Consider the following 19517-nt stretch of genomic DNA (forward strand, 5'->3'; position numbering starts at 1 on the left):
GCCAAATCCAGACCGATAATGCTAACTTCGTCCATGGATGCCTTCTCCTCTGTTGTGACGTTGTGAAAACGTCACAATGGCACATTCGATGCCGTCGGGAGGGGGCATCCACTCCATCAATTCTCAGTGAAAATTTACGCCCCTCCCGGGTCAATTCTCAGCGCAACTCAACAAACAAAGGCGGAAAATAAATTCCCTCTGGCCTTTTGTCCGCCATCCCGCTAAGGGCGCGGCTCCCGTCAGGGATTCGGCATTTCGTCGGGTCTTTTGAACGGGTGTAGCCCACATGGGACGCGCTTTTACCGGTGCCGCAGCGGAATGGTCCGCACGGTTCCTGCGTCCCAGAGGAACAACCGGAAGGAATTCTATTATGGCGGCTCCCGTCGTCACTCTTCAGCAGCTGATCGAAGCCGGTGCCCACTTCGGCCACCAGACCCACCGTTGGAACCCGCGCATGAAGCCCTATATCTTCGGCGCGCGCAACGGCATCCACATCCTCGACCTGTCGCAGACCGTTCCCCTGATGGCTCGCGCTCTGGACTTCATTTCGGCCACCGTTCAGGCTGGCGGCAAGGTGCTGTTCGTGGGCACGAAGCGTCAGGCTCAGGAGCCTGTGGCTGATGCTGCTCGCGCTTCGGGTCAGCACTTTGTGAACCACCGTTGGCTGGGCGGCATGCTCACCAACTGGAAGACCATCAGCCAGTCGATCAAGCGTATGAAGACGCTGGAAGAAAAGCTGTCGGGCGACACCGCTGGTCTGACCAAGAAGGAAGTTCTGCAGCTGACGCGTGAACGCGACAAGCTGGAACTCTCGCTGGGCGGCATCCGCGACATGGGCGGCATTCCCGACGTGATGTTCGTGATCGACGCCAACAAGGAAGAACTGGCGATCAAGGAAGCCAACGTGCTGGGTATCCCCGTCGTTGCCATCCTCGACTCGAACGTTTCGCCCGAAGGCATCGCTTTCCCGATCCCCGCCAACGACGACGCCTCGCGCGCCATCCGTCTGTATGTTGACGCCGTGGCCGCTGCTGCCACCAAGGGCAACCGCAACGCTGTTGTGGACTCGGGCGTGGACCTGGGCGCCATGGCCGAACCGGTGGCCGAAGAAGTCGCGGGCTAAGCCCTTTTGACGCGCACCTGTCATCGGGTGCTGTCATAAAACTTAAGCGCGCCGGGTCCATGGGGCCCGGCGCAACTGCATCAAACCGTCTCTAAAGGATTTCGGACATGGCTTACACTGCCGCCGACGTGAAGAACCTGCGTGAGCGCACCGGCGCTGGCATGATGGACTGCAAGAAGGCACTGGATGAAACCGGTGGTGATTTCGAAGCTGCTGTCGATGCTCTGCGCGCCAAGGGTCTGGCTGCTGCCGCCAAGAAGTCGAGCCGCACCGCCGCTGAAGGTCTGGTGGGTATCGCTGTTGCCGGCACCAAGGGCGTGGCCGTCGAAGTGAACTCGGAAACCGACTTCGTTGCCAAGAACGACCAGTTCCAGGACTTCGTGCGCAAGGCCACCGAAGTGGCTCTGGGCAATGGCACCTCGGACGTGGAAGAGCTCAAGGCTGCTGCCTATCCCGACGGCGGCACGGTTGGCGAAAAGCTGACCAACAACGTGGCGACCATTGGCGAAAACCAGCAGGTGCGCCGCATCAAGCAGGTTGCCGTGTCGCAGGGTCTGGTTGTTCCCTACATGCACAACGCTGCCGCTCCCAACCTGGGCAAGATCGGCGTGCTGGTTGCTCTGGAAGGCGATGCTGCTGCCGACGTTCTGGAAGCTCTGGGCAAGCAGATCGGCATGCACATTGCCGCCGCTTTCCCGCTGGCCCTGTCCGCTGAAGGTCTGGACGCTGACCTGATCGCCCGCGAGCGCAAGATTGCCGAAGAAAAGGCCGCTGAATCGGGCAAGCCCGCCGAAGTGCAGGCCAAGATGGTGGACGGCGCCGTGGCCAAGTATGCCAAGGAAAACGCCCTGCTGTCGCAGCTGTTCGTGATGGACAACAAGACCCCTGTTGAACAGGTGGTTGCTGCCAAGGCCAAGGAAGTTGGCGCCTCGATCAAGCTGGTGGACTATGTCCGCTTCCAGCTGGGTGAAGGCATCGAAAAGGCCGAAACCGACTTCGCCGCCGAAGTGGCTGCTGCCGCTGGTCTGAAGTAAGGTTTGAAACAAAATCGCTTCTGTTTCGGCAGGGGTGGAACATGGGCTCGCCAGCGATGGCGGGCCCTTTGTTTTGGGTGTATTCCCTGATGTAAGGGGCCGATAATAAAGAATTTTTGTTCTTATCGCGGGAGTGTTGACCATTTTTGCGCCGCTGCCCTTGGCATGAAGCTTGGCAAGGTTATAAGGGCGGCAAGATTTGGCCGTTAGGCCCACGCATCTGCAGCACATAGGAAAGGGGTTGAAACCTTGCCGAAATTCAAACGCATCTTGCTCAAGCTTTCGGGCGAAGTTTTGATGGGTTCTCAACCCTTTGGGATCGATCCGGAATTTGTGGCCGAGATGGCCGCCGAGGTGAAGGCGGTGCGCGATAGCGGGGTCGAGGTTTGCCTTGTGATCGGCGGCGGCAATATTTTCCGCGGCATGGCGGGCGCCGCCAAGGGGATGGACCGCGCGCAGGCTGACTATATGGGCATGCTGGCCACGGTGATGAACGCGCTGGCGATGCAGAACGCGCTGGAGCAGCTGGGCGTGCCCACCCGCGTGCAGTCGGCCATCGAGATGGACAAGGTTTGCGAGCCGGTGATCCGCCGCCGCGCCGAACGCCATCTGGAAAAGGGGCGAATCGTTATTTTCGCCGCTGGCGTGGGCGCCCCCTATTTTACCACCGATTCCGGCGCTGCCTTGCGCGCGGCAGAGATGAAGTGCGACGCATTGTTGAAGGGAACCAGCGTGGATGGTGTGTATAACGCCGATCCCAAGAAGGATCCTGCAGCGATTCGTTATGAGACTATTGATTATGACACCGTGCTGGCCGACAATCTGAAGGTGATGGACGCCAGCGCTGTCGCTCTGTGTCGCGATAACAAGATTCCGATCGTCGTCTTCTCCATCCGTGAACGTGGCAATCTGGCCAAGGTCATGACGGGCGAAGCGGTGCAGACGGTCGTAAAATAAGAGTTAGAAGGAAATTTTATGGCAAGCCCCAAGTATGACAAGGCCGATCTGGAACGCCGCATGAAGGGCGCGGTGGAATCGCTGAAAAGCGATCTTGCCGGTCTGCGCACTGGCCGCGCCAATGCCGCGCTGCTCGATCCGATCACGGTGGAAATCTATGGCAGCCATATGCCCTTGAACCAGGTGGCTACGGTGTCTGTGCCCGAACCGCGCATGCTGTCCGTGCAGGTGTGGGACAAGTCGAGCGTGGGTCCGGTGGAAAAGGCGATCCGTTCGGCGGGTCTGGGTCTGAACCCGATCAATGACGGCAATACTCTGCGTCTGCCGATTCCCGATCTGACCGAGGAGCGCCGCAAGGAACTGGCCAAGCTGGCCAGCAAATATGCTGAAAGCGCCCGTATCGCTGTGCGCAATGTGCGCCGCGACGGGATGGAAGCGCTGAAGTCGGATGAAGGCAAGAAGCTGATTTCGGAAGACGAGCGCAAGCGCTTTGAAACCGAAGTGCAAAAGCTGACCGATGAAAGCGTGAAGGCGCTGGACGAACTGGCGGCGGCCAAGGAAAAGGAAATCCTGGGCAAGTGAGCGTCGCGGCGGTTCCGGCCGGTGGTGGTGGCGCGCATGGCGTTCGCCATGTGGCCATCATCATGGATGGCAATGGCCGCTGGGCCAAGCAGCGTTTCATGCCCCGCGCCATGGGTCATCAACGCGGGGCAGAGGCTGTGCGCCGCCTGTTGCGCGGCGCGCGTGAATTCGGGCTGGAGGCGCTGACGCTTTACGCTTTCTCTTCGGAGAATTGGCGGCGTCCGGCGGAGGAAGTCTCCGATCTGATGGGGCTGCTTAAACGCTTCATCATGAGCGAGATGGACGAGATCCACGCCAATGGGATCCGTCTGAAGATTATTGGCGATTACAAGGCTTTGTCGCCTGAACTTGTTGATCTGCTGGAAGGCGCCATGGCGCGCACTGCAGGTAACAAGGTGATGACGCTGGCCATTGCGCTCAATTATGGCAGTCAGCAGGAAATCGCCCGTGCAGCGGCCGCAGCGGCAGCCAAGGGCGAGGTTACGGTCGAGGCGATTGATGCCGAGCTGGACACGGCCGATATGCCGCAGCTCGACCTGTTGATCCGCACCAGCGGCGAGGTGCGCTTGTCGAACTTCCTGTTGTGGCAGGCCGCCTATGCCGAAATGTGGTTCACCGATGTGTTGTGGCCCGATTTCAAGCCCAGCCATTTGATGGAAGCGCTGAACGCCTTTGGCCAGCGGGAGCGCCGTTTCGGTGGCCGCTGAAGCCGAAGGGCAGGCTGCCGCTCCCAAGAAAAATTCCGACCTGAGGGCGCGCACGCTCTCGGCCATTGTGATGGTGGCGGTGTCGGGCGGGGCGTTGTGGGCGGGTGGTTTGGCATGGACCGTATTCGTGCTGCTGGTCGCCACTGGTGTCTTGTGGGAGTGGAACAAGCTTTCGCGCAAGATTGCGGCGAGTTGGCAGAAACGGTTAGTTTGGCTGGTAGCTGGCGTTTTCTACGTGGGCGTTGCTGGTGAAACTTTGGTCGATTTTCGCGGCAACACTGCTTCCGACGCGTTAAATACCATCTTTTTATTGCTTATAGTGGTTGGTGTAGATGTAGGGGCCTATTTTGCCGGAAGAGCTTTTGGAGGGCCAAAAATTGCGCCTAGCATAAGCCCTAGTAAAACATGGTCCGGTCTTGGAGGTGGTGCTTTAGGGGCAGCGCTTGGCATGCTGGCTCGGGGGCCACTATGCTACGATGGGCCTGACGGCGCGATTGCTAATTGGGCAGCATGCTTTGCCGAAAGTCGCCTGAGCTGGGATAGTCTTTTTCTTGTGCCCTTTGGCCTGCTCATCGCCATCATCGCCCAAACCGGCGATTTTTTCGAAAGCTGGATGAAACGTCGCGCGGGCGTAAAGGACTCCGGCAATCTGATCCCCGGCCATGGCGGCCTGTTCGACAGGGTTGACGGCTTGCTCGCGGTGCTGTTCGTTATGGGCCTGCTTGGCGCATTGGGAAGGTTTTAGACGTGCGATCCATCTCCGTGCGATCCATATCGATATTGGGCGCTACCGGCTCGATTGGCGCCTCCACGCTGGATCTGATCCGCCGCAACCGCGGGGAATGGCGCGTTGTGGCGCTGACGGCCCATGGCAATGCGCAAAGTCTGGCCGCCCTGGCGCGCGAATTTGATGCCGAGATTGCCGTCTGCGCCGATGAGGCTGCGCTGCCCGCCCTGCGCGAGGCTTTGGTGGGCACCGGCATCGAGGCCGCCGCCGGCCCGCAGGCGCTGGTGGAGGCCGCCGCTCGTCCTGTGGACCTGACCATGGCCGCGATTGTCGGTTGCGCCGGTTTGGCGCCCACCATGGCCGCGATCGAGCAGGGCCGCACGGTGGCCTTGGCCAATAAGGAAGCGCTGGTTTCTGCGGGCGAAGTGATGATGGCGGCGGTGGCCAAGCATGGCACCACTTTGCTGCCGGTGGATTCAGAGCATAACGCCATTTTCCAATGCCTGTCGGGCAACAAGGTCGACCATGTCCGCTGGATCACGCTGACGGCCAGTGGCGGGCCTTTCCGTGACTGGAGCCTTGAGCAATTGCAGGCGGCCACGCCCGCTCAGGCGATCAAGCATCCCAATTGGAGCATGGGCGCCAAGATCAGCGTCGATTCGGCCTCGATGATGAACAAGGGGCTGGAATTTATCGAGGCCTATCATTTGTTCCCTGTCGGGCTGGATAGGTTGCGGATTATTGTCCACCCTCAGTCGATCATTCATTCCATGGTGGAATATCGTGATGGCTCCACGCTGGCCCAGCTTGGCCCCAGCGATATGCGCGTGCCGATTGCCTCCTGCCTTGCATGGCCGGAGCGGATGGAAACGCCGCTGGCCGCGCAACTGGATCTGGCCGCCATTGGCCAACTGACCTTCCGCGCACCGGACGAGACGCTCTTTCCCGCCACCAGACTGGCGCGCGAAGCGGCAAGGGCAGGGGGCTGCATTCCCGCTGTGTTGAACGCCGCCAATGAAGTGGCTGTGGCCGCATTTCTGGCCGGTCGCATCGGCTTTACCCGCATTTCCGCGCTGGTGGAGGAGGTGTTGTCCTCCTATGCCCCGCCGCCCGCGAGCAGCCTTGGCGATGTGTTGGCGGTGGATTTGGAAGCCCGCAAGCGCGCGCAGATTTTGCCTGAGGTGGCCTGAGAGTGATGGAGCATCCTTCGATCCTGATGACGGTGCTGGCCTTCGGGCTTTTGCTCGGCCCCTTGGTGACGCTGCATGAACTGGGTCATTATCTGGTGGGTCGCTGGTGCGGGGTAAAGGCAGTGGCTTTCTCCATCGGCTTCGGCCGCGAACTGGCGGGCTGGACCGACAGTCGCGGTACGCGCTGGAAGCTGTCCATGCTGCCCTTGGGCGGCTATGTGCAATTTGCAGGCGACATGAACCCCGCTTCGGTGGGCGTGGACAAGATCCCGCTCGATTTGAAAGAGCGCGAGGGCTGGTTCCATTTCAAGCCGCTGTGGCAGCGCTTCCTGATCGTGTTTGCAGGGCCGGGCACCAATCTGCTGGTGGCGGTGGCGATTTTTGCCGCTTTCAATCTGGCCTATGGCCGGATTTATGCGCCGCCAGTGGTGGCCGGTTTCGCCACGCAATCGGTGGCCAAAGATGCCGGTGTGCGCGAGGGTGACCGGATCGTCGCCATTGGTGACAAGGAAATTACCGGATTCGAACAGGTGCGTGACCAGATCGCGCCCTATCCTGACGAGATGGTGACGATTGTGGTGGAGCGGGATGGTTTGCGCCATTCCTATCCGGTCAAAATCGCCAGCAAGACGGTGACCGACGAATTCGGCAATGAATCGCGCATCGGCATGCTGGGCATCGCGGGGCAGGGGTTGAAGCGCGAACGTCTGGGCGTGGGGCGCTCGCTGACCTATGCGGTGGAGCAGACCTATGGCGTGATGGGTACGATGGTGTCTGGCCTGCGCCAGATTTTCACCGGCCAGCGCAGCGTGCGCGAGTTGGGCGGGCCGGTCAAAATCGCCAAATTCTCGGGTGAGAGGCTGGCCTTGGGATGGCAGGAATTTGTCTATTTCTCGGCTTTCATCTCAATTAATTTGGCATTCATCAACCTGCTGCCAATTCCGGGTCTGGATGGTGGACACCTTGCCTTTTATCTGGCCGAAGGTGTGCGCCGGAAGCCTTTGGGTGCTCGCAGTCAGGAATGGGCCTTGCGCACCGGACTGGCCTTCGTGCTGGCCTTGATGGTGTTTGTCACCATCAATGATCTGGTGCCGGCCAATCTGTTCGGATCGTAAGGCTTCCTGCAAGGGTTAGGCCTGAAAGGGAGCGGATAAGCTGTATCCTGCTTGCATGATGCCTTGATTGCCAAGGCGGCATCGGGCAGAGGGGCAGCTTATGTCGCCGGGGATGATTGCCGGTTTCGCCTGTGGCTGCGTGAAGGGGGCGCAGGCGGATCATGTCGAGCACGGGGGCCGTATCTGGGCTGCCTCTGGCGGCCTGACAAGCGGGGGCGCTATGGGTGTCGGGAAACCGGCGCTCGTCAAGGATGGGAAATACCGTGTCGAAGATGGATCGGAATATGGCTCAAGGTGCCAAGGCTGGCGGTTTCAGGCAGTTGGGCATGGCCTTGCTGGGTGGTTCAATTCTGGCCGGTATGCCAAATGGCGCCGATGCCGCGATTACGCGCAAGCCCTTGGCCGAGGCCAAGCCGCCGGTGGCCGCAGCCAAGCCTGCGCCCGAAGCGGCCAAGCCTGTCGCACCTGTGGCCGCGCCGGTCGCCGCTGCACCGGCCCAGCCCATCGTCACGCTCAGCGTCGAAGGTGCGCAGCGTCTGGAACCCGATACCGTGCTGTCCTATGTGCAATTGCGCGCAGGCCAGCCCTACACGGAAACCGCCGCTGACCAGGCGCTGAAGGATCTTTACGCCACCGAATTGTTCACCGATGTTCAGGTGCGCAATGACAATGGGCGCGTGGTGATCACCGTGAAGGAAAATCCGGTGATCAACCGCATCGTGCTTGAGGGCAACAAGCACCTCAAGGAAGACAAGATCAACCCCGAGATCAAGCTGGCCCCGCGCCAGATCTTCACCCGTTCCAAGGTGCGCGCCGACGTTGCCCGCATCATCGAGCTTTACAAGCGTCAGGGCCGCTTTGCCGCCACGGTAGAGCCCAAGATGGTGCGCCTTGACCAGAACCGCGTTGATATCGTGTTTGAAATCAACGAAGGCCCCAAGTCGAAGGTGCGCCAGATCAACGTGATCGGCGCCGATCATTTCAGCATGAAGGAAATTCAGGCTGCGATGATGACCAAGACTGCGCGGCCTTTGCACATCTTCCGCGGCAACACCTCGTATGACCCTGACAAGCTGGCCTTTGACCAGCAGAAGCTGCGCCAGTTCTATCTGACGCAGGGCTATGCCGATTTCCGTGTGGTGTCGGCTGTGGCCGAATTGACGCCCAACAAGCGCGACTTCATCATCACCTATGTGGTCGAAGAAGGGCAGCGCTACAAGTTTGGCGATGTGAAGGTCGAAAGCCAGTTGCGCGATTTCGACGGTAAAATTCTGGCCAACCAACTGCCCATGAAAAAGGGTCAGTGGTATAATGCCAAGCAGGTCGAAGACACGATCGACAAGATGAACGAAACGGTCGGCGTGTTTGGCTATGCCTTCGCCGATACGCGTCCGGACTATATCCGCGACACCAAGAATCTGTCGATGGGCGTGACGTTCAACCTTCAGGAAGCGCCGCGCGTTTATGTCGAACGGATCGACGTGAACGGCAACACGCTGACGCAGGACAAGGTGGTGCGCCGCGAATTCCGTCTGGCTGAAGGCGATGCTTTCAACTCGGTGCAGGTGAAGCGTTCGACCAACCGCATCAAGAGCCTCGGCTATTTTCAGGAAAAGTTCGAGGTCAAGCAGGTCAATGGTTCCGCGCGTGACCGCATCGTGCTGGAAGCCAATGTGGAAGAAAAGCCCACGGGTGAATTGCAGCTCTCGGCCGGTTACTCCAGCCTTGAAAGCTTCATCTTTCAGGCTTCGGTGCGCCAAAACAACTTCCGTGGCCGTGGCCAGTCGATCGGTGTTTCGGGTTCGGTCTCGCGCTATTCCAAGAGCGTGATGCTGTCTTTCACCGAACCCTATGTGTTCGACAAGAACGTCTCGCTGGGCGTGGACCTTTATCGGCGCGATACCAATAACTACAATTATTACAGCACCAACTCCTCCTCGCTGTACAAGAACTCCACCACCGGTTTTCAGGTGCGCGTGGGCGTTCCGGTAACGGAATATGTGTCGGTCGTGGGCCGTTATACGCTCAATCTGGACAAGGTGGCGCTGTCGAAGAGCCAGTTCTACACGCAGGACAGCACGGGTGCTTATACGTGTAACCCGTTGCTGGCGGGCCGCTATCTTTGCGATGCGGAAGGCAAGCGTATTTCCTCCATCATCGGTGGCTCGATCATCTATGACAATTTGGACAATCGCATGCGTCCCACGCGTGGCCAGTCGGCTTCGGCCGGTGTGGACTTTGCCGGTCTGGGCGGGGACGTGCGTTATGCGCGTCTGCGTTTGAACGCGTCGAAATTCTACGATCTGGGCAAGGGCTTCATCGTCTCGCTCAAGGGTGAGGGCGGCGCGATCAAGGCGCTCAGCTCGCGTAACATTGCCGGTGTGGATGACGTCTATCTGACCGATCGTTTCTATCTGGGTGAACCCCAGATCCGCGGCTTTGACATTCGCGGCGTTGGCCCGCGCGTGGTGCGTAAGCCCTATACCACGGATAGCACCGGCAATTACGTGCTGACCACGGACAAGAATTCGTGGACGCAGGACGCTGTCGGCGGCAAATATTATTATATGTTCCGTGCCGAATTGGCCATTCCGCTGGGTTCGGGTGCCAAGGAAATGGGCATCCGTCCCTCGCTGTTCCTTGATGCGGGCGCGGTATGGGGCATTACCAAGCCGACGCTGCAGGATTCGACGCAGATCTGCGGGTCGGTGGGCTGCTCGATCTTTGTCCCGACGCGTGACGCTAATGGTAACAAGCTGTATTACCAGACCAACGCAGACGGCAGCTACACCACCACTACCAGTGCGACCAACACCTCGACGGGTGCGGCAAACACTGCCTTGGGCAGCAATATCAGCGCGTTCAAGGAGTTCTATCATGGCGACACGCCGCGTCCGCGTATCTCCATCGGTGTAGGCTTCAATTGGAATTCGCCATTTGGTCCGTTCCGTATCGACGTGGCCAAGAACCTTCTGCATGAAGATGGCGACGATACAAAAACCTTCCAGTTTAACGTGGGAACCCAGTTCTGATGAAAAGCGTGATCAAGACTTTCGCCGCCGCCGCTCTGCTGGCTGGCGCTTCGCAGGCTGCCATGGCCGCTCCGGCCAAGCCTGCTGCTGCGGCTCCCGCTGCTGCTCCTGCGGCGGCCACCGCTGGCGTGAATGGTATTGCTGTCGCCAATCTTGACGCGGTGATCTACAATTCGGTGGCCTTCAAGAAGGCTCAGGTGGACAGCGAAGCGCAGTACAAGGCGCAGATCGACGCCGCCAAGGCCAAGGAAACCGCGCTGAACGCCCAGCTGCGTCCGTTGGTGGAAAAGTTCCAGAAGGACCGTGCGGCCCCCGGCGCCAATCAGGCCGCTCTGCAAACGCAGGTGCAGCAGCTGCAGCAGATGCAGGAACAGGGCAAGGCCGAGATCGAAAAGATCCTTGAGCCGGTTCGCCTGTCCAACGCCTATGTGCTGGAACAGATCACCGACAAGCGCACCACCGCCGTGCAGGCCGCGATGAGCAAGGCTGGCGTGACGCTGCTGCTCAACCCCGAAGCGATTTTGGCTGCGACCAACGCCTATAACCTCAACCAGCAGATCCTGAACGAGCTGAACGCTTCGCTGCCTTCGGTTGGCGTTGTGCCCCCCGCTGGCTGGCTGCCGCGCGAAGTGCGTGAACAGCAGGCCCAGCAGGGTCAGGGCCAGCCTGCTCCCACCACCGACGGTCGCTAAGCGGCGCACGGGGGCAAGAGTATGAGCGAGGAACAGGCGCTGGCGCCGACGCCGGTCGATTATGACATCCGCAAGATTTTGGCCGCCTTGCCGCATCGTTACCCGATGCTGCTGGTGGACCGTGTTGTGGGCTTGACGCTGGGTGAAGAGATCCATGCCGTAAAGGCTGTCTCTTTCAACGAGGGCTTCTTTCAGGGACATTTCCCCGGTCGCCCGATCATGCCCGGCGTGTTGCAGATCGAGGCTTTGGCGCAGGCGGCCGGTATTCTGGCGGTTGAAACGCTGGAACTGGCCGGTTCGGGCAAGCTGGTTTATTTCATGTCGATTGACGACGCGAAATTCCGCGCTCCGGTGGAGCCGGGCGTATTGCTCGACCTGAAGGTCGGCTTTGTGCAAAAGCGCGCCCGCGTGTGCAAGTTCTGGGGCAAGGCTTCCATCGATGGTAAGGTGACCTGCGAGGTCAACTTTACCGCGATGATCGCCGACCAACCGGCTTAAACTTTGCTGGGACCCAATTAGACTGGACAGTGCGGGCCCATGTCGTTATGGGCCTGCGCTTCCCATTCGGGCCGGTCGGAACCGGCTATTCAAACGAAAGTGACGATCATGGCCAAGGCTAACATCCATCCCGACTACCACTTCATCACCGTTCAGATGACCGACGGCACCACCTTCCAGACCCGCACCACCTGGGGCAAGGAAGGCGACACGATGGCTCTGGATATCGACCCGACCTCGCACCCGGCATGGACCGGCGCGACCGGTCGTCTGCTCGATCAGGGTGGTCGCGTGGCGCAGTTCAACAAGCGCTTTGGCGGTCTGTCGCTCAAGAAGAACTAATCTTCTTTGCGGTCCGGAGGTGGCGCACCGTCACCTCCGGCTCGTTCTGCCGCCAAATTCCGGCTCGCAGAAAAAAAATGCAGAAATTTGAAAATAGTTCTTTTCAAATCTGCAAACATGGTGCAAAGGGCCGCTCCCGCCAGGGTGGTTTTAACGGCCCGGTGGTTAAACAGCCCATGTGGCGACTGTAGCTCAGTTGGTTAGAGCGCCGGTTTGTGGTACCGGAGGTCGAGGGTTCGAACCCCTTCAGTCGCCCCATTGCTTTAAATAAGGCTCCCGTTTCGGGGGCCTTTTTGCTTTCCGGCCTGCGCCAACAAATTTACGCATAAAATCGGGTCTATTGGTCCAAGTCGCCCCTTGCCGCCAGCAAGTCGCCCTGCCAAAGCTAGCGCCATGCCCCGCCGATCCTCGGCATGCGGGCCAGAGGTCTGCTGAGCGACAGTTTGCACCATGCACGGTTTTGCCAATCCCGCCCGATTCTTGCGTATCGCCCGCTGGGCCACGCCTTTGTGTCTGCTGCTAGGTGTGGCTTTGGCCGCGCTGTCGATGGGCTGGGGCGTATTTTTCGGCCCTGCTGACGCCTTGCAGGGGGATACGGTGCGGATCGTCTATCTGCATGTTCCCACCGCATGGTTGGGCATGGGCGGGTGGAGCACGATTGCCATTGCCAGTTTCTGCGAAATCGTGTGGCGTCACCCCTTGGCCGGAATGGCGGCGCGCGCGGCGGCTTTGCCCGGTGCGGTGTTTGCGGCCATCTGCCTGATCACCGGCTCGATCTGGGGCCGCCCTGCATGGGGCACGTGGTGGGTGTGGGACGGGCGGTTGACCAGCATGCTGGTGCTGTTCTTCCTCTATTGCGGCTATATGGCGCTGGATGCGGCGGCGCGTGGGCAAGGGCAGGGTGCTGGTCAGGGCCAGTCGCGCATGACCGCTCTGTTCGGCCTTGTGGGCGCGGTGAACATTCCGGTGATCCATTATTCGGTGACTTGGTGGAACAGCCTGCATCAGCCTCCCAGCATCACTATGGGCAAATCCGCCATGGCTGCGGCTTTCCTGTGGCCGCTGTTGGTGGCGGTTCTTGGCTATTCCCTGATCTTTGGCGGCGTGGTTTTGGCGCGGATGCGTACCATCTTGGCCGATGAACAGGCCGAGGCCCGTTTGCGCCGCAAGGCGATGCGCGCCAGTTCCGATGCGGAAGGTTGGTAAGAAATGACCGAGAGCTTTGATCAATGGCAATTCGTCATCGCTGCCTATGCTTTAGGCGGCGGGGCCACGCTGGCGCTGGTGGTGTGGAGTTGGCTGGCCATGCGCCGCGCCGAACAGCGCCGTGACCGGTCGCGCGAAGGATGAGTATGAACAAGGCAACGGGGATCAAGGCCAAGCATCAGCGACTGGTGCTGGTGGCGATTGCGCTGGTGGCGCTGGTGGGGGCCGGTTTGCTGGCCACCTGGGCCTTGCGCAATCAGGCGAGCTATTTCTATGTTCCGGCTGATATTCTTGCCAATCCGCCCGAGGCCGACCGTGCGGTGCGGCTTGGCGGCATGGTGGAACGGGACAGCATGAAGAACGCCGCCGATGGTGTGACGGTGGAATTCATTGTCACCGATGGCAAGGCTCGCGTGCCGGTGCGCTTTGCCGGTATCCGCCCGGCCTTGTTTGTCGAAGGCAGCGGGGTGGTGGCCGAAGGTCATCTGGGCAGCAATGGCACCTTTGTGGCCGACAATCTGTTGGCCAAGCATGATGAAAAATATGTGCCGCGCGAAATGCAGAATATGACCACAGACGAGGCCCGCAAGGCCGTGGCGCAAACCAAGTGAGGAAGAGCTGTGCTGCCTGAAATTGGGCTTGGATTGCTGTGGCTGGCTGCGGCCTTGGCCGGTTTGCAACTGCTGGCGGGGGCTGCTGGGCTGACCGCCAGTGGGCAGGCGATGGCGCCCTTGGTGCGGCCGGTGGCAATAGTGCAGGGCGTGTTGGCGGCTTTGGCCTTTGCCTGCCTGATCACTCTGTTTGTGGAAACCGATGTCTCGGTCAAGCTGGTGGCGGAAAACAGCCATTCGGCCAAGCCTTTGATGTATAAGATCGCGGGCACCTGGGGTAACCACGAAGGCTCGATGCTGTTGTGGGTGACAGTGATGGGGCTGGGCGGCGCTTTCGTGGCGCTGGTCGAGCGTCGCTTGCCCGAACGCACGATGCTGGCGACCTTGGCGGGGCAGGCCTTTGTCAGCCTTGGCTTCTATGCCTTCCTGCTGCTGGCCTCCAACCCCTTTGCGCGGCTCTATCCTGCGCCAGAGGATGGCAATGGGCTTAACCCGCTGTTGCAAGACCCCGGTTTGGCCTTCCATCCGCCCACGCTTTATCTGGGTTATGTCGGTCTTTCGATTGCCTTTTCCTTTGCGATTGGCGCGCTTGTGACCCGTCAAGTGGGGGCTGACTTCGCCCGCGCCATGCGGCCATGGGTTTTGGGTGCTTGGATTTTCCTGACCGTCGGCATCACTGCGGGCAGCTATTGGGCCTATTACGTGCTGGGCTGGGGCGGCTGGTGGTTCTGGGATCCGGTGGAGAATGCTTCGCTGATGCCGTGGTTGGCGGCCACCGCTTTGCTGCATTCGTGTAGCGTGCTGGCGGCGCGCAATGCTTTGCGCACATGGACGGTGATGCTGGGCGTGGTGGCTTTCTCCATGTCGATGATCGGCACTTTCCTCGTGCGTTCAGGCATTCTGACCAGCGTGCATGCCTTTGCCGTGGATCCCAAGCGGGGCAGTTTCATTCTGGCGCTGCTGGCGATCTATATCGGCGGGGCGCTGCTGCTGTTTGCCCTGCGTGCGGGCACCGTGTCCGAAGGCGAGCGTTTCAACATCACCAGCCGTGAAGGCGCTTTGGTGTTCAACAATGTGATGCTTTCCTCCATTCTGGCGATCACGCTGCTGGGCACGCTTTATCCGCTGGTGACCGAGGCCTTTGGCGCGAAAGTGTCGGTTGGTCCGCCCTATTTCACGCCGGTCAGCGCGATGTTTGCCTTGCCGATGGTGCTGGTGCTGCTGGTGGGGCCATTGCTGCGCTGGCGGCGGGACGGGCTGGGCCGCGTGAAGGCGCAAGTGGTGGGGCCGGTGCTGATCATAGTGATCTGCGGCGTGTCGGCCTATGCCTTGGGCGTGCATGCCTTGCTGCCGCTGTTGGGCCTTGCCGTGGCGCCGGCTTTGATCGTGGCCAGTTTCCTGCCGTTGAAGGGCCGCAATCTACGCCGCGCTCCGCTCAGCCTGTGGGGCATGGTGGTGGCGCATGCGGGCATGGGCGTGGCCCTGTTCGGCATGGCCTCGGACAGCGCCTTTTCGCTGGAACGTCTGGTGGCCGCGCGTCAGGGTGAGACGGTGGCAGTTGGCCCCTGGAGCGTGACCTTAACCGATGTCGGTCCCGTGTCCGGTCCGAACTGGACCGCGATGGAGGGCTTGTTGCAGGCCAGCTATGCCGGTGGCAAGCCGGTGGTGTTGAAGCCCCAATCGCGCACTTTCTGGGCGCCATTGCAGACCAATGCCAATTCCGCGCTTTATACCCGCTGGAATGGCCAGCTGTACACCGTGCTGGGCGAGGAAACCGTGGCGGATAATGGCGCGGCGCGTTGGCAGCTTCGCCTGTGGTGGAAACCCTTTGTGCCGATGATCTGGGTTGGTGGGCTGATGATCGCCTTGGGTGGCTTTCTGGCGCTGATCAGCCGTGTGGCGCAGGATTTGAAGCGCCGTGTCGCGCAGGCCAAGGGCGATTTCCGCCGTGAAGCGATTGCCAAATTGGAGAAGGGCGCATGAGCGAGAAACCCAAGGCCCCGCGCTGGACCCTGTGGCTGCCTTTGGCGCTGTTTGCCGGATTTGTGGTGTTGGTGGTGGGCGGCTTGGTCCGGCCCAAGAACAACGACATTGCCAGCCAGATGATCGGCAAGCCTTTGCCCGCCTTTTCCCTGCCCGCAGGCAGCGATTCGCGCCCCGCTTTGGATGCGGCCCATTTCAAAGGGGGCAAGCCGCGCCTGCTCAACATCTTTGCCAGCTGGTGCATCCCCTGCCGCGCCGAAGCGCCGGTGCTGGAGGAATTGCGCCGCGCAGGGGTGGAGATTGACGGCATCGCCATCCGTGACCGCCGCGAGGATCTGGCTGCTTTCCTTGGCCAATATGGCAATCCCTATGCGCGGATCGGCGTGGATGATGTCTCGCGCGTGCAATTGGCGATTGGGTCCAGCGGCGTGCCGGAAACTTTCGTGATCGATGCGCAGGGCACCATCCGTTACCAGCATATTGGCGACATCCGCCCCGACCAGATCCCGATGATCCTCGACAAGTTGAAGGAGGCGGGCCAGTGATTCGTCGCCTTTCGCTCACCTTGGCTTTGGCCGGTCTGGTGCTGGCCCCCGCCTTGCGCGCCGATGATTCGATGCCGCCTGCGCCTTGGGCCTATCGCCAATTGCCGGACGCGGCGCAGGAGGCCAAGGCCAAGGCCTTGATGGAAACCCTGCGCTGTCTGGTGTGCCAGAGCCAGTCGATTGCCGATTCGGATGCCTCCATCGCGGGCGATATGCGCAGTCAGGTGCGTGAACGCATCGCGGCGGGCGAAGACCCTGAAGCGATTCGCGCATGGCTGATCCAGCGCTATGGCGATTATGTCAGCTATGAACCGCGCGTAACTTCGCTGACTTGGCCCTTGTTTGCCGCGCCCTTGGTGCTGCTGGCCTTGGCCGCGTTGCTGTTGCGCAAAAGATTTACCGGCAAGGGAGATGGGGCATGATCTGGGTGGTGATGCTCGGGCTGGCCTTGGCGGTGCTGGCGGTTTTGCTGTGGCTGCTGCGCGGTAAGCAGGCGGGGTGGGAGGCTTTGGCCGCCGCCTTGATGCTGGGCATGGCGGGCTATGCCTTGCAAGGTTCGCCCAATGTGCCTTCCGCGCCCAAGGTGGCGACGGTGCCCGCCCATCAAAGCGCCGATGCCATGGTGCAATTGCGGCAAAAGATGGAGGGCAGCGATCCCACCGCCAACAAATGGCTGGTGGTCGGGGATGCTCTGGCGCGGCAGGGGCAATATGGCGATGCGGTAACGATCCTGCGCGGGGCAGTGCAGGCGCAGCCGAATTTTGGCGAAGGCTGGCTGGCTTTGGGCAATGCTTTGGTGGGCCATGCGCAGGGTAACCTGTCGCCCGCCGCGCTTTATGCCTTTCGCAAGGCGGCCGCAGCCGAACCCAAATCGCCCGCACCGGCCTTTTTCCTTGGCCTGGCCATGGCGCAGGCGGGGCGGTTTGATGAAACCAAAGGCCTGTGGGCGCAATCCTTGGCCCAAACCCCGCCGGATGCTCCTTGGCGCGGCGAGTTGGAGGACCGTATGGTCAAGCTCGACAAATTACTGGCCATGATCAAGGCGCAGGAACAGGGCGATGTGGCGCAAGTGTCTCGGTAAGGGGCGCTTCACTATGCCCAGTTCGGGACAGGGCGGCTGACGTTAACCAAACGCTGTGTTGCGGTGCAGCTTTGGCGCTGCTAAGCGCCGGTCCTTGCCGCCTTTGCGGCGACTCAGGGGCATAAGTCACATGCAATCCGTGGCATCGCCGGTAGAGCCTTCCAACGAAGGCACCGCCGCTCATTCCGAAAATTCATCGCATAATGAACATCATGGTGGTCACCACGGGGGGCTGGTAAAGCTGGCCGTGGGTGCCATGGGGGTGGTGTTCGGCGATATCGGCACCAGTCCGCTCTACGCCATGCGCGATACATTTGCAGGCCATCACAAGCTGCCTTTGGATGTGCTGCATATTTTCGGCATCGTCAGCCTGATGTTCTGGTCGATGATGGTGATTGTGACGGTCAAATATGTCTCGGTCATCATGCGCGCCGATAACAAGGGCGAGGGCGGCTCGCTGGCGCTGCTGGCTTTGGTGAACCAGCATATTTCTGGCAAGCGCTGGTCGGCGGGCATTGTGCTGCTGGGCGTGTTTGCCACCTCGCTGTTCTATGGCGACAGCATGATCACCCCTGCCGTTTCGGTGATGAGCGCGATCGAGGGTCTAGCGGTTTACGAACCGCTGATGGCCCCCGCCGTGGTGCCGATGGTGGTGGGCATTCTGGTGTTCCTGTTCTTTATCCAGAGCCGAGGTACGGCGCGGGTGGCGTCCTTCTTTGGTCCGGTGATGGTGCTCTATTTCGGCGTCATCTCGGTGCTGGGCCTGTTGTCCATCATGGAAATGCCCGGCGTGATCATGGCGCTCAGCCCGCATCATGCGGTGGCCCTGTTTGTCGCCGACCCAATGCGCGGTTTTCTGGCCATGGGCGCGGCTGTGCTGGCGGTGACCGGTGCCGAGGCACTTTATGCCGATATGGGGCACTTTGGCCGCTCGCCGATTCGCCTGTCTTGGCTGGCGATTGTGCTGCCCTCGCTGGTGCTCAACTATCTGGGGCAGGCCTCGCTGCTGATCCGTCAGCCTGATGCGCTGGTCAGCCCGTTCTATTTTCTGGCGCCCGAATGGTTCCAGTGGCCCTTGCTGGGTCTGGCCAGCATCGCGGCCGTTATCGCCAGTCAGGCGGTGATCACCGGTGCATTCTCGGTCACGCAACAGGCGATCCAGCTGGGCTTTATCCCGCGCATGTCGATCAAATATACCAGCGTGAATGCGGGGCAGATCTACATCCCCGTCATCAACTGGGCCTTGATGATCGCGGTGATCCTGCTGGTGCTGGTGTTCAAGCAATCGTCGAACCTGACCGCTGCCTATGGTATTGCGGTGACGGGCGCGATGATGATCGACAATTTCCTGCTGGCGGTGATGCTGTTCATCGTGTGGAAGTGGAGCAAGTGGCTGGCGCTGCCGCTGCTGGCTTTGTTCTTCGCGCTGGATTTCGGTTACCTTTCGGCCAATCTGACCAAGATTCCCGATGGTGGCTGGGTGCCTCTGGTGATGGGTCTTTTCATCTTCACCCTGCTGACCACCTGGTCCAAGGGTCGCGCCCTGATGCGCCAGACCATGGCCGAAGGCACCATCCCCTTCGAAATCTTTGCCAAGAGCGCCCATTCCAGCGCCACCCGCGTGGCAGGCACGGCGATCTTCATGTCCTCGACGCAGGGCGGTGTGCCCTCGGCTTTGTTGCACAACATCAAGCATAACAAGGTGCTGCATGAGCGCGTGGTGGTGATGACCATTGCCATTCAGGACGTGCCGATGGTGGATGAGGCCGACCGTGTGACGGTCAAGGATTTCGGCAACGGCTTTTACAAAATGATGATCCGCTTTGGCTTCCTTGAGGAAACCGATGTGCCCGCCGCGCTGAAAGGCGTGACGCTGGGGGGCGAATCGATCGACATGATGAAGACCAGCTTCTTCCTCTCGCGCCAGACTTTGATCGCTTCGTCCAAGCCGGGTATGGCGATCTGGCGCGAAAAGTTGTTTGCATGGATGATGCGCAACGCGGCTAGCGCGATGGAGTTCTTCCGATTGCCAGTCAACCGCGTGGTGGAACTGGGCAGTCAGGTGGAAATCTGATCAAGGGGGCGGGGAGGG

At 60.5% G+C, this 19517-nt stretch carries 20 protein-coding genes and 1 tRNA gene; all 21 read left to right on the forward strand.

Annotated elements, in window-relative coordinates:
- The first annotated feature begins 370 nt into the window (after positions 1-370).
- The 21 genes from rpsB (at position 371) to EOE18_RS04550 (ending at position 19499) form a co-directional block, all read left to right on the forward strand.
- Entirely contained in the window at positions 371-1123 is a 753-nt protein-coding gene (gene rpsB, locus EOE18_RS04455) for a 30S ribosomal protein S2 (RefSeq protein ID WP_127706684.1), read from the forward strand.
- Between the two features lie 107 nt (positions 1124-1230).
- The gene (gene tsf / locus EOE18_RS04460; protein WP_127706686.1) at positions 1231-2157 is read left to right on the forward strand and encodes a translation elongation factor Ts; all 927 of its coding nucleotides are present in this window, start codon (positions 1231-1233) and stop codon (positions 2155-2157) included.
- A 249-nt stretch (positions 2158-2406) separates the two neighbouring features.
- Complete coding sequence (gene pyrH / locus EOE18_RS04465; protein ID WP_127706688.1) at positions 2407-3114, forward strand: UMP kinase; 708 nt, start codon at positions 2407-2409, stop codon at positions 3112-3114.
- Between the two features lie 18 nt (positions 3115-3132).
- A complete protein-coding gene (gene frr / locus EOE18_RS04470; RefSeq protein WP_127706690.1) occupies positions 3133-3696 on the forward strand; it encodes a ribosome recycling factor in 564 nt (187 codons plus the stop codon).
- Between the two features lie 62 nt (positions 3697-3758).
- Positions 3759-4403: a polyprenyl diphosphate synthase gene (uppS, locus tag EOE18_RS04475; protein ID WP_127707379.1), complete on the forward strand. Its 645-nt coding sequence runs from the start codon at positions 3759-3761 to the stop codon at positions 4401-4403.
- A complete protein-coding gene (locus EOE18_RS04480; RefSeq protein ID WP_127706692.1) occupies positions 4393-5148 on the forward strand; it encodes a phosphatidate cytidylyltransferase in 756 nt (251 codons plus the stop codon). The genes uppS and EOE18_RS04480 overlap by 11 nt, the downstream gene beginning before the upstream one ends.
- A 17-nt stretch (positions 5149-5165) precedes the next feature.
- Positions 5166-6320, forward strand: coding sequence for a 1-deoxy-D-xylulose-5-phosphate reductoisomerase (locus EOE18_RS04485; protein WP_127707377.1), 1155 nt, complete (start codon positions 5166-5168; stop codon positions 6318-6320).
- A gap of 5 nt (positions 6321-6325) precedes the next feature.
- Positions 6326-7435 (forward strand): RIP metalloprotease RseP, encoded by a 1110-nt coding sequence (gene rseP, locus EOE18_RS04490; protein ID WP_246027291.1) that lies wholly within the window; start codon positions 6326-6328, stop codon positions 7433-7435.
- A gap of 284 nt (positions 7436-7719) precedes the next feature.
- Complete coding sequence (gene bamA, locus EOE18_RS04495) at positions 7720-10467, forward strand: outer membrane protein assembly factor BamA (RefSeq protein ID WP_127706694.1); 2748 nt, start codon at positions 7720-7722, stop codon at positions 10465-10467.
- Positions 10467-11159 carry an OmpH family outer membrane protein gene (locus EOE18_RS04500; protein ID WP_127706695.1) on the forward strand — a complete coding sequence of 231 codons (693 nt, stop codon included), beginning with the start codon at positions 10467-10469 and terminating at the stop codon, positions 11157-11159. Before bamA ends, EOE18_RS04500 begins: the two co-directional genes overlap by 1 nt.
- 21 nt (positions 11160-11180) lie before the next feature.
- The gene (gene fabZ / locus EOE18_RS04505) at positions 11181-11657 is read left to right on the forward strand and encodes a 3-hydroxyacyl-ACP dehydratase FabZ (protein WP_127706697.1); all 477 of its coding nucleotides are present in this window, start codon (positions 11181-11183) and stop codon (positions 11655-11657) included.
- 108 nt (positions 11658-11765) lie between these two features.
- Complete coding sequence (gene rpmE / locus EOE18_RS04510; protein WP_127706699.1) at positions 11766-11999, forward strand: 50S ribosomal protein L31; 234 nt, start codon at positions 11766-11768, stop codon at positions 11997-11999.
- A gap of 181 nt (positions 12000-12180) precedes the next feature.
- A tRNA-His gene (locus tag EOE18_RS04515) sits at positions 12181-12257 on the forward strand.
- 192 nt (positions 12258-12449) lie between these two features.
- Positions 12450-13205, forward strand: coding sequence for a heme ABC transporter permease CcmC (gene ccmC, locus EOE18_RS04520; RefSeq protein WP_127706701.1), 756 nt, complete (start codon positions 12450-12452; stop codon positions 13203-13205).
- A gap of 3 nt (positions 13206-13208) precedes the next feature.
- Positions 13209-13349 (forward strand): hypothetical protein, encoded by a 141-nt coding sequence (locus EOE18_RS18420; protein ID WP_164852663.1) that lies wholly within the window; start codon positions 13209-13211, stop codon positions 13347-13349.
- Positions 13346-13816, forward strand: a complete 471-nt coding sequence (gene ccmE / locus EOE18_RS04525) for a cytochrome c maturation protein CcmE (RefSeq protein WP_127706703.1) — start codon at positions 13346-13348, stop codon at positions 13814-13816. The genes EOE18_RS18420 and ccmE overlap by 4 nt, the downstream gene beginning before the upstream one ends.
- A gap of 9 nt (positions 13817-13825) precedes the next feature.
- Entirely contained in the window at positions 13826-15799 is a 1974-nt protein-coding gene (locus tag EOE18_RS04530) for a heme lyase CcmF/NrfE family subunit (RefSeq protein WP_127706705.1), read from the forward strand.
- On the forward strand, positions 15796-16344 hold the full coding sequence (locus EOE18_RS04535) for a DsbE family thiol:disulfide interchange protein (protein WP_127706707.1): 549 nt from the start codon (positions 15796-15798) through the stop codon (positions 16342-16344). The genes EOE18_RS04530 and EOE18_RS04535 overlap by 4 nt, the downstream gene beginning before the upstream one ends.
- Positions 16344-16766 carry a cytochrome c-type biogenesis protein gene (locus EOE18_RS04540; RefSeq protein WP_425464287.1) on the forward strand — a complete coding sequence of 141 codons (423 nt, stop codon included), beginning with the start codon at positions 16344-16346 and terminating at the stop codon, positions 16764-16766. The genes EOE18_RS04535 and EOE18_RS04540 overlap by 1 nt, the downstream gene beginning before the upstream one ends.
- On the forward strand, positions 16763-17425 hold the full coding sequence (locus EOE18_RS04545; protein WP_127706709.1) for a tetratricopeptide repeat protein: 663 nt from the start codon (positions 16763-16765) through the stop codon (positions 17423-17425). The genes EOE18_RS04540 and EOE18_RS04545 overlap by 4 nt, the downstream gene beginning before the upstream one ends.
- A 130-nt stretch (positions 17426-17555) precedes the next feature.
- Complete coding sequence (locus EOE18_RS04550) at positions 17556-19499, forward strand: potassium transporter Kup (RefSeq protein WP_425464285.1); 1944 nt, start codon at positions 17556-17558, stop codon at positions 19497-19499.
- The last annotated feature ends 18 nt before the right edge of the window (positions 19500-19517 follow it).

The sequence above is a fragment of the Novosphingobium umbonatum genome (genome assembly GCF_004005905.1).
Taxonomy (GTDB): domain Bacteria; phylum Pseudomonadota; class Alphaproteobacteria; order Sphingomonadales; family Sphingomonadaceae; genus Novosphingobium; species Novosphingobium umbonatum.

Excerpts from the sequence above, each read along its gene's own strand:
- EOE18_RS04535 (WP_127706707.1), top strand. The coding sequence starts at position 15,796 with ATGAGCGAGAAACCCAAGGCCCCGCGCTGGACCCTGTGGCTGCCTTTG.
- rpmE (WP_127706699.1), top strand. The coding sequence starts at position 11,766 with ATGGCCAAGGCTAACATCCATCCCGACTACCACTTCATCACCGTTCAG.
- EOE18_RS04500 (WP_127706695.1), top strand. The coding sequence starts at position 10,467 with ATGAAAAGCGTGATCAAGACTTTCGCCGCCGCCGCTCTGCTGGCTGGC.
- fabZ (WP_127706697.1), top strand. The coding sequence starts at position 11,181 with ATGAGCGAGGAACAGGCGCTGGCGCCGACGCCGGTCGATTATGACATC.
- tsf (WP_127706686.1), top strand. The coding sequence starts at position 1,231 with ATGGCTTACACTGCCGCCGACGTGAAGAACCTGCGTGAGCGCACCGGC.
- frr (WP_127706690.1), top strand. The coding sequence starts at position 3,133 with ATGGCAAGCCCCAAGTATGACAAGGCCGATCTGGAACGCCGCATGAAG.
- EOE18_RS04550 (WP_425464285.1), top strand. The coding sequence starts at position 17,556 with ATGCAATCCGTGGCATCGCCGGTAGAGCCTTCCAACGAAGGCACCGCC.
- uppS (WP_127707379.1), top strand. The coding sequence starts at position 3,759 with ATGGATGGCAATGGCCGCTGGGCCAAGCAGCGTTTCATGCCCCGCGCC.
- EOE18_RS18420 (WP_164852663.1), top strand. The coding sequence starts at position 13,209 with ATGACCGAGAGCTTTGATCAATGGCAATTCGTCATCGCTGCCTATGCT.
- ccmE (WP_127706703.1), top strand. The coding sequence starts at position 13,346 with ATGAGTATGAACAAGGCAACGGGGATCAAGGCCAAGCATCAGCGACTG.
- bamA (WP_127706694.1), top strand. The coding sequence starts at position 7,720 with ATGGCTCAAGGTGCCAAGGCTGGCGGTTTCAGGCAGTTGGGCATGGCC.
- EOE18_RS04545 (WP_127706709.1), top strand. The coding sequence starts at position 16,763 with ATGATCTGGGTGGTGATGCTCGGGCTGGCCTTGGCGGTGCTGGCGGTT.
- rseP (WP_246027291.1), top strand. The coding sequence starts at position 6,326 with ATGGAGCATCCTTCGATCCTGATGACGGTGCTGGCCTTCGGGCTTTTG.
- rpsB (WP_127706684.1), top strand. The coding sequence starts at position 371 with ATGGCGGCTCCCGTCGTCACTCTTCAGCAGCTGATCGAAGCCGGTGCC.
- ccmC (WP_127706701.1), top strand. The coding sequence starts at position 12,450 with ATGCACGGTTTTGCCAATCCCGCCCGATTCTTGCGTATCGCCCGCTGG.